The sequence below is a fragment of the Coleofasciculus sp. F4-SAH-05 genome (assembly GCF_040222985.1).
Taxonomy (GTDB): domain Bacteria; phylum Cyanobacteriota; class Cyanobacteriia; order Cyanobacteriales; family Coleofasciculaceae; genus Coleofasciculus; species Coleofasciculus chthonoplastes.
The window spans coordinates 1-2,942 of the sequence record NZ_JAVKBY010000108.1 but is presented as its reverse complement, the minus strand read 5'-3'; the positions used below and the strand labels follow the sequence as shown (position 1 = coordinate 2,942).

Below are 2,942 nucleotides of genomic sequence, written 5' to 3'. Positions count from 1 at the left end.
CGGCTGAATTTTTTTTCTCTCGTGTCAATCCCGCCTTAAATCTCCTCGGTCATCACTGGGATCATTGGGCATTTGCGGTGTTACGGCTGGATTGTCTACGGTTTCCTCAGCATCGCGATCGGCAATATAACCGGGTTTCATTGCTAAATCCTTGGGGTCAACGGTTGGAGTTTGCTCTGGAGCCTTTTCCTGTTCCGGTGATGTGTTATTTGGGTCTGAACTCATTACAGCCTAATCGTTTCAACAGCTTTACATTAACCTCTTCATCGGCAAAACTGTACTATCGCAAGGCAGAAATTCTACCTTTTTGCACTAGAAACTATCAACCGGATCAGCGTCTCGCAGTTTCTGCATCGCAATTGTCCCAGAAATTAAACACATTAACGTGGTTAAGCCAAGAACAAAGATAGCACGGCTCAGGTTCATCGCAATCGGTAAAAGCGTTGCACTTTTGACTAGACTATAGAGACCTAAAGAAATAGCAAGACCTGGAATATAACCAAAACTGGCTAAAATCAAAGCTTCTTGAAAAACCACCTTTAATAAATAGTTGTGGGTATAACCGATCGCTTTGAGTGTGGCGTATTCTGAAAGGTGGTCTGAGACATCCGCATAAAGGATTTGATAGACAATGACTGTGCCAACGGTAAATCCGACGACTGCACCCAGATCGAAAATAAAGCCAATAGCTGTACTGGTATTCCAATAGTTTTTTTCAAAGTCAATATATTCTTGCTTGGAGAAAACTTTAATGCCATCAGTTAAACTACTTTTTAAGTGATTTAACACACGGTTTTGATTGGCATTAGGTTTCAGTTTGATTAAGCCAATATCAATTAATCCGTCTGAGCGATTGTTAAAAACTCGTAAGAAGGTGTAGTCACTCATAATTAAGTTGCCGTCAGTACCAAAGGATGTGCCGAGTTGGAATAACCCGCTAATTTTTAGGCGATGACCCCTGACTTCAGCGATGACGGTTTCTCCCTGATTGAATTCCTCGGCAATGGGTCCAAATTCGGGTCGAGAGGCTTGATCGAATAAGGCAACATCTTCTCGTTTAATTTGCTCAATATTCTGTTGCACTCCAGGTAAATTCAACACCTGATCCGTGGGATTGATACCAATGACAAAGATGAGACGGGCGCGACGAGTTTTGAGGTTTTTCCAGACAGCAAAATCGACATAAACAGAACTAACTGACTTGACGCCAGCATATCCTAAGGCTTTATATAAGTGGCGTTGGGAGAAGCTTTCCATGGCAATGGATGCGGTGGAGAGGGGACTGAGCAAGATAATGTCAGCTTCTAAACTCCGATGCAGGCGCACCGCACTGTCAAAAAGGGCATCCCGCAGTCCAAGTTGCAGAAACATTAACATCACGGCGAAGCCAATTCCCATGAGTGCGACGAAGAATCGCATCTTTTTATAGGTGAGTTGCAACCAAGGGAGAGGGATTTTCAGAATCATTCTCAATATCTGGAGCGTCGGGGAATGTCGGAATGGCTTGATGAATGTGGACTTGTGGCAACATTCTTAGTCCAGCATGGCGGAATATGAAGATGGTGTAAAGCTGAGTATAAAGATTGTGTCAGACTGTTCAGTTACTTTACCTTATGAATCGCTCACGTCTCACCGTGAAGCCCAAACAATCAAGCATAAGTTGTGGTCAGGCTTTTTGGCTATGTTTTAAAATAAGTTTACATATATTAATTTTTAGATGAAAAATAGGTTGATTTTTATCAAATTATTCGGGTGTAACGTTACATTATGCAACCTTTACAGTTAATAGGCGTTTACATCCATAAGTGTAAATAAAATGTAACTTGATAAAGATTCTGTAAAGACGATTGCTTTTTCTTGAATCTGTCTTTAAATTGACCCTGTGGTTACTCAGTCAAGACGAAAATTGTTCTGAATAAGCATTTTTACTTATTCAGTATAAATAAAAGGAGGAATCAACGGTGATCGCTGGCTACTAGGAGTTCCTCCAGAGAAAGTGCAGGGTCAGTTGCCGCTACCACCTTTACCACCTTTGCCTGTCCCCCCCTCTTTTGATGGGAAGACGTGTACTAATACTGATCTACTTGCTGCTATTATCTATTGTGGTTTTGAGGAAGTAGAATTTTTTGCAGTTGATGACGACGACAATTTTCTGACGGACGGTGATGGCAATAAAATTCTGGTAGCTACATTACACAGTGAAACTCACATTGTTCATACACCTGTTCCCGAACCAGCAACGATTCTTGGCTCCACTCTAGCCCTGGGATTGGGGGCATTTTTCAAACGGAAAAAACAGCAGAAAGATTGAGCGATAGGGCTAAACTATCCTGAACCGGGGTTTTCATGAAGATAGATTATCTCGGTTCTATTAACTCCAAAGACGGCATCGTCAGAACTCAGGGATATTTTATGCTGCAAACGTTAACAAAACCCAGAACCAATAGAATTCCTTCATTAAATTCTCTTCGCCAATCTCTCTTTAGTATTTCCCCAGCGGAAGCGACATTTGCCCGTCGTGGATTTCAATGTAACGAGGCTCAAACCCAGCAACGGTTAGAACAAGTGGGTCATACGTTCTTGCAAGGCTATCATGGCGCGATCGCATACGACTGTTCTACCCCTCTTATCGCCCAACTCAACACCGTTTCCCCTGAATGGCGTGGGTTTGCGTTTGAAGGAGCGGCGATGGGTTTGGCGCTGCTGGATGGGCTAATTCCTTGGAAAGGGAATCGCGTGTCAACGTTTCTGGGCAATGCCGGGGCAAATCATACCTATAGCGCTTCGCGCTGGTCTAGTTCCAAGGCGTGAATAAAGAATGTACAACTTCTCATCAGGTCTACTAGCTATGGCGATCGCTTATAGTCTTGCACATACGAATACGTGCCTTGGAGCTGATAGGAAATGGCGTGTCAGTCAGTCAAGTGAGTCGGGCATTTAAG

4 protein-coding genes are annotated in these 2,942 nt (G+C 43.1%); 2 read left to right on the top strand and 2 right to left on the bottom strand.

All coding sequences use genetic code 11. The features are described 5' to 3' along the window. Positions 1–24: 24 nt before the first annotated feature. Both RIG27_RS13685 and devC read right to left on the bottom strand, forming a co-directional pair. Positions 25–225 carry a hypothetical protein gene (locus RIG27_RS13685; protein ID WP_446345940.1) on the bottom strand — a complete coding sequence of 67 codons (201 nt, stop codon included), beginning with the start codon at positions 223–225 and terminating at the stop codon, positions 25–27. Between the two features lie 87 nt (positions 226–312). Beyond that, positions 313–1,467: an ABC transporter permease DevC gene (devC, locus tag RIG27_RS13680; protein WP_446345938.1), complete on the bottom strand. Its 1,155-nt coding sequence runs from the start codon at positions 1,465–1,467 to the stop codon at positions 313–315. 541 nt (positions 1,468–2,008) lie between these two features. Here devC and RIG27_RS13675 point away from each other — a divergent pair. Beyond that, positions 2,009–2,311: a PEP-CTERM sorting domain-containing protein gene (locus tag RIG27_RS13675; protein WP_446345936.1), complete on the top strand. Its 303-nt coding sequence runs from the start codon at positions 2,009–2,011 to the stop codon at positions 2,309–2,311. 35 nt (positions 2,312–2,346) lie between these two features. Beyond that, positions 2,347–2,811 carry a DUF1702 family protein gene (locus RIG27_RS13670; RefSeq protein WP_446345934.1) on the top strand — a complete coding sequence of 155 codons (465 nt, stop codon included), beginning with the start codon at positions 2,347–2,349 and terminating at the stop codon, positions 2,809–2,811. Positions 2,812–2,942 lie beyond the last annotated feature (131 nt).

What these genes read in the sequence shown, in the direction of transcription:
- RIG27_RS13685 (WP_446345940.1), bottom strand. Translation starts at nt 225, where the DNA reads ATGAGTTCAGACCCAAATAACACATCACCGGAACAGGAAAAGGCTCCA.
- devC (WP_446345938.1), bottom strand. Translation starts at nt 1,467, where the DNA reads ATGATTCTGAAAATCCCTCTCCCTTGGTTGCAACTCACCTATAAAAAG.
- RIG27_RS13670 (WP_446345934.1), top strand. Translation starts at nt 2,347, where the DNA reads ATGAAGATAGATTATCTCGGTTCTATTAACTCCAAAGACGGCATCGTC.